The 5935-nt window shown below is 47.9% G+C and carries 2 tRNA genes and 3 rRNA genes; all 5 read left to right on the top strand.

Annotation, left to right across the window (positions count from 1 at the left end):
* Positions 1–313 precede the first annotated feature (313 nt).
* The 5 genes from BEL04_RS23765 to rrf all read left to right on the top strand — a co-directional run bounded on the left by BEL04_RS23765 (position 314) and on the right by rrf (position 5929).
* A 16S ribosomal RNA gene (locus tag BEL04_RS23765) occupies positions 314–1835 on the top strand.
* A gap of 325 nt (positions 1836–2160) precedes the next feature.
* Positions 2161–2235 (top strand) — tRNA-Ile (locus tag BEL04_RS23760).
* Positions 2236–2334: 99 nt separating this feature from the next.
* Positions 2335–2411, top strand: a tRNA-Ala gene (locus BEL04_RS23755).
* Between the two features lie 244 nt (positions 2412–2655).
* Positions 2656–5532: ribosomal RNA gene (locus BEL04_RS23750) — 23S ribosomal RNA — on the top strand.
* Between the two features lie 285 nt (positions 5533–5817).
* Positions 5818–5929 (top strand): 5S ribosomal RNA (gene rrf / locus BEL04_RS23745).
* The 16S, 23S and 5S rRNA genes sit together here with 2 tRNA genes alongside, the layout of an rRNA operon.
* The last annotated feature ends 6 nt before the right edge of the window (positions 5930–5935 follow it).

The following is a 5935-nucleotide window of genomic DNA, read 5'->3' as shown; positions in this document are numbered from 1 at the left end:
GAGAAGATGGGAAAGGGGCCGGAAGGCTGAACAAAAAGGGAGATGCGAATCTCGCTTACCGACGGAGCGATTCCGGAGGGGACAAGACAAGATAATCAAGCCGAAAGGTAAGATATAAAGAGAAGCCGTGAAGGTGGATCGAAAAAGTTCTTTAAAAGGAGTAACATGTAGCGTAGCGGAGAGTAGAGATACTCAGAAGTTATGTTAAAGACGAACAATAAGAGAGAAAGTTAGCACAGATATCTGTATAAAGATACAAATACAGATTCTACAAATAATAAAGTAGGGTCAGTGATATAAAAACTTAACATTTACAATGGAGAGTTTGATCCTGGCTCAGGATGAACGCTAGCGGCAGGCCTAATACATGCAAGTCGGACGGGATTTGGGAGCTTGCTCCTAATGAGAGTGGCGCACGGGTGCGTAACACGTATGTAACCTACCTTTATCAGGGGGATAGCCTCTCGAAAGAGAGATTAAGACCGCATAACATTATAACACAGCATTGTGATATAATCAAATATTTATAGGATAAAGATGGGCATGCGGGACATTAGCTAGTTGGCGGGGTAACGGCCCACCAAGGCGACGATGTCTAGGGGATCTGAGAGGATGGCCCCCCACACTGGTACTGAGACACGGACCAGACTCCTACGGGAGGCAGCAGTAAGGAATATTGGTCAATGGACGGAAGTCTGAACCAGCCATGCCGCGTGCAGGAAGACGGCCCTATGGGTTGTAAACTGCTTTTGCAGGGGAATAAACCTCCCGACGTGTCGGGAGCTGAATGTACTCTGAGAATAAGGATCGGCTAACTCCGTGCCAGCAGCCGCGGTAATACGGAGGATCCGAGCGTTATCCGGATTTATTGGGTTTAAAGGGTGCGTAGGCGGCCTATTAAGTCAGGGGTGAAAGACGGTAGCTTAACTATCGCAGTGCCTTTGATACTGATGGGCTTGAATACACTAGAGGTAGGCGGAATGTGACAAGTAGCGGTGAAATGCATAGATATGTCACAGAACACCAATTGCGAAGGCAGCTTACTATGGTGCAATTGACGCTGAGGCACGAAAGCGTGGGGATCAAACAGGATTAGATACCCTGGTAGTCCACGCCCTAAACGATGAACACTCGATGTTAGCGATATACAGTTAGCGTCTAAGCGAAAGCGTTAAGTGTTCCACCTGGGGAGTACGCCCGCAAGGGTGAAACTCAAAGGAATTGACGGGGGCCCGCACAAGCGGAGGAGCATGTGGTTTAATTCGATGATACGCGAGGAACCTTACCCGGGCTTGAAAGTTAGTGAATGATTCAGAGACGGATCAGTCCTTCGGGACACGAAACTAGGTGCTGCATGGCTGTCGTCAGCTCGTGCCGTGAGGTGTTGGGTTAAGTCCCGCAACGAGCGCAACCCCTATGTTTAGTTGCCAGCACGTCAAGGTGGGGACTCTAAACAGACTGCCTACGCAAGTAGAGAGGAAGGAGGGGACGACGTCAAGTCATCATGGCCCTTACGTCCGGGGCTACACACGTGCTACAATGGATGGTACAGAGGGCAGCTACCTGGCAACAGGATGCCAATCTCCAAAAGCCATTCACAGTTCGGATCGGGGTCTGCAACTCGACCCCGTGAAGTTGGATTCGCTAGTAATCGCGTATCAGCAATGACGCGGTGAATACGTTCCCGGGCCTTGTACACACCGCCCGTCAAGCCATGGAAGCTGGGGGTACCTGAAGTCGGTAACCGCAAGGAGCCGCCTAGGGTAAAACCGGTAACTGGGGCTAAGTCGTAACAAGGTAGCCGTACCGGAAGGTGCGGCTGGAATACCTCCTTTCTGGAGCAGGTATCTGATATTTTCTCATCAAAAACGTTCGAGCGGCATAACGCCGCTACGCACATGTCTATTTCTTTATTAAAAAATTAGTACAAAGTATTTAGTACAGAGTATTTAGAAAGCGAAAGCTAATCATCCAAATACTAACTACTATATACTAAAGTACTCAAAAAAACACCCAGAAAGACAAGCCACAGTGGCTGTGACCGCAAGGAGCAGGACGTTGCTGGCAGTTGAAAGTTGAAAGGAGCAAGTGAAAAGTTAGTTAGCAAAAGCGGCTAACCGAAACTGACCACTCACAACTGACAACTGACAACAAAAATAGAGTCCGGTAGCTCAGTTTGGTTAGAGCACTACACTGATAATGTAGGGGTCAGCAGTTCAAATCTGCTCCGGACTACAGGGTTTAAGTTGAAAGTACAAAGTAGTTAGTACAAAGTATTTAGATGAAAGTCTAACTACTAAATACTCACTACTAACTACTGAAAACGAGTCTTACGGGGGATTAGCTCAGCTGGCTAGAGCACCTGCCTTGCACGCAGGGGGTCAACGGTTCGAATCCGTTATTCTCCACCAACCCTCCATTCTTTAACAAAAGAAGGATATTGATAAAAGCCCCTTTAGGGGTTTGGGGTAAACGTTCTTTGACATATTGGAAGAAGTAATTCAAAAAGAGAAAACAACAGTAGGGACGTTGTTCAGGCTTTATAGGTTTACAAGAAAGTAGAAAAGTAGTCTAACTACTTGATACTAACTACTAGATACTAGAACGGAACAACTACCAAAAAGCATACCATACGAGCAAAAGGCGTATGAGTAGAAGAAAGTAAGAAAGGGTACACGGGGGATGCCTTGGCTCTCAGAGGCGATGAAGGACGTGATAAGCTGCGATAAGCTGCGGGGATCAGCAAATATGAATTGATCCGCAGATTTCCGAATGGGGAAACCTAACTATTTGAAGAATAGTTGCATAAATGCGCGAACCTGCTGAACTGAAACATCTAAGTAAGCAGAGGAAGAGAAAACAACAGTGATTTCCAGAGTAGTGGCGAGCGAAATGGAAGCAGCCCAAACCGGTTATGTTACGGCATAGCCGGGGTTATAGGACCACAACATGAATACTAAAATGAAACTGAACGGGGTGGGAAACCCGGCCATAGAGCATGAGAGCTGCGTAAGTGTAAGTAATAGTAGGATAGTGGTATCCTGAGTACCGCGAGGTCGGAGACGCCTTGTGGGAATTTGCCGGCACCATCCGGTAAGGCTAAATACTCCTGAGAGACCGATAGTGAACCAGTACCGTGAGGGAAAGGTGAAAAGAACCCCGAACAGGGGAGTGAAATAGAACCTGAAACCGTGTACTTACAAGCGGTCGGAGCGGTGAAAGCCGTGACGGCGTGCCTTTTGCATAATGAGCCTACGAGTTACTCCTCACTGGCAAGGTTAAGTGATTAAGTCACGCAGCCGAAGCGAAAGCGAGTCTGAACAGGGCGTGCAGTCAGTGGGGGTAGACGCGAAACCTTGTGATCTACCCATGGACAGGTTGAAGGTGCCGTAACAGGTACTGGAGGACCGAACCGATAAACGTTGAAAAGTTTCCGGATGATCTGTGGGTAGGGGTGAAAGGCTAATCAAACTGGGAAATAGCTCGTACTCCCCGAAATGTTTTTAGGAACAGCCTGGCGGTTGAGTTATATAGAGGTAGAGCTACTAATTGGGTGCGGGGGAGTCAAATCCTACCAAATCCAGATAAACTCCGAATGCTATATAATATACGCTGGAGTGAGGCTTTGGGTGCTAAGGTCCAAGGCCGAGAGGGAAAGAACCCAGACCATCAGCTAAGGTCCCTAAATTACCGCTAAGTTGAACTAACGAGGTCCGATTGCACAGACAGCTAGGATGTTGGCTTGGAAGCAGCCATTCATTTAAAGAGTGCGTAACAGCTCACTAGTCGAGCGATCGGGCATGGATAATAAACGGGCATCAAGTGGTATACCGAAGCTATGGATTGCATGTAAATGCACTGGTAGGGGAGCATTCTACAGGGGGCGAAGCAGATACGTAAGTTACTGTGGACCTTGTAGAAAAGCAAATGTAGGCATAAGTAACGATAAGGCGGGAGAGAAACCCGCCCACCGAAAGACTAAGGTTTCCTGATCAACGCTAATCGGATCAGGGTTAGTCGGGGCCTAAGGTGAAGCCGAATGGCGTAGCCGATGGACAACTGGTTAATATTCCAGTACGTTTTATAACTGCGATGCAGTGACGGAGTAGTGAAACTGACGCGATCTGACGGAATAGATCGTTAAAGGCCGTAGGTATATAGTTTGTAGTTAAGTACGCAGACTATGCTGAAAGCCGATAGTACTCGGAACCTTCGGGGGATGGGATAGTTCAGGTAATCAGACTTCCAAGAAAACCTGCTAAGCTTCAGGTTATAAAACCCCGTACCGTAAACCGACACAGGTAGTCGAGGAGAGAATCCTAAGGTGCTCGAGTGAATCATGGCTAAGGAACTCGGCAAAATGGCCCTGTAACTTCGGGAGAAGGGGCGCTGACAGTAATGTCAGCCGCAGTGAAAAGGCCCAGGCGACTGTTTAACAAAAACACATGGCTTTGCAAAATCGAGAGATGACGTATAAGGCCTGACACCTGCCCGGTGCTGGAAGGTTAAGAGGGGATGTTAGTCGCAAGGCGAAGCATTGAATCGAAGCCCCAGTAAACGGCGGCCGTAACTATAACGGTCCTAAGGTAGCGAAATTCCTTGTCGGGTAAGTTCCGACCTGCACGAATGGTGTAACGATCTGGGCGCTGTCTCAGCCATGAGCTCGGTGAAATTGTGGTATCGGTGAAGACGCCGGTTACCCGCAACGGGACGGAAAGACCCCATGCACCTTCACTACAACTTAACATTGATATCGGATACAGGATGTGTAGGATAGGTGGGAGGCTGTGAGCCGGATTCGCCAGGATTCGGGGAGCCAACGTTGAAATACCACCCTTTCTGTATTTGGTGTCTAACCCTGCAAAGCGGGGGACATTGTTTGGCGGGTAGTTTGACTGGGGTGGTCGCCTCCAAAAAGGTAACGGAGGCTTTCAAAGGTAAGCTCAGTACGCTTGGTAACCGTACGGGGAGTGCAATAGCATAAGCTTGCTTGACTGTGAGGCAGACAAGCCGAGCAGGGTCGAAAGACGGATATAGTGATCCGGTGGTTCTGCATGGAAGGGCCATCGCTCAAAGGATAAAAGGTACGCTGGGGATAACAGGCTGATCTCCCCCAAGAGCTCATATCGACGGGGAGGTTTGGCACCTCGATGTCGGCTCGTCACATCCTGGGGCTGGAGAAGGTCCCAAGGGTTGAGCTGTTCGCTCATTAAAGTGGCACGCGAGCTGGGTTCAGAACGTCGCGAGACAGTTCGGTCCCTATCTGTTGTGGGCGTTGGAAGTTTGAGTGGGGCTGACCTTAGTACGAGAGGACCGGGTTGGACTAACCTCTGGTGAATCTGTTATGGCGCCAGCTGTATTGCAGAGTAGCTACGTTGGGAATAGATAAGCGCTGAAAGCATCTAAGTGCGAAACTAGCCACGAGATGAGACTTCCTTATAGGGTCGTAGCAGACTACTACGTTGATAGGTTACAGGTGTAAAGGTGGTGACATCAAAGCCGAGTAATACTAATAACCCGAAGCTTTCTCATAGCAGGTAATAAGGTGAGTGGTTAATTGTGAATAGTGAGTTTACTCACTGCTGACCAATGACCACTCACTAAACAACAAAGCTGTTGTTTTCTCTAAAAATTACTTCTTTCAATACTTGTCATTGTTGATGATAGTATCAAGTAGTTAGTATCAAGTATCGAGATGAAGATCTTACTTTATACAACTCTACGCTATACTCAGCAACAAATAAAAAATCGTTTATTACTAAAGCAGTTAAAGTCTTGCTACTTGATACTTGCTACTAAGTACTAAACAAAAAGCATTCAGGTGCCTATATCGGCGGTGTCCACCTCTTCCCATTCCGAACAGAGAAGTTAAGCCCGCCAGAGCTGATGGTACTGCGGTAATACGTGGGAGAGTAAGTCGGTGCCAACTTTTACT

It is taken from the genome of Mucilaginibacter sp. PPCGB 2223, from assembly GCF_001705515.1.
Taxonomy (GTDB): domain Bacteria; phylum Bacteroidota; class Bacteroidia; order Sphingobacteriales; family Sphingobacteriaceae; genus Mucilaginibacter.
This window is presented reverse-complemented; position numbering and strand designations above follow the sequence as displayed.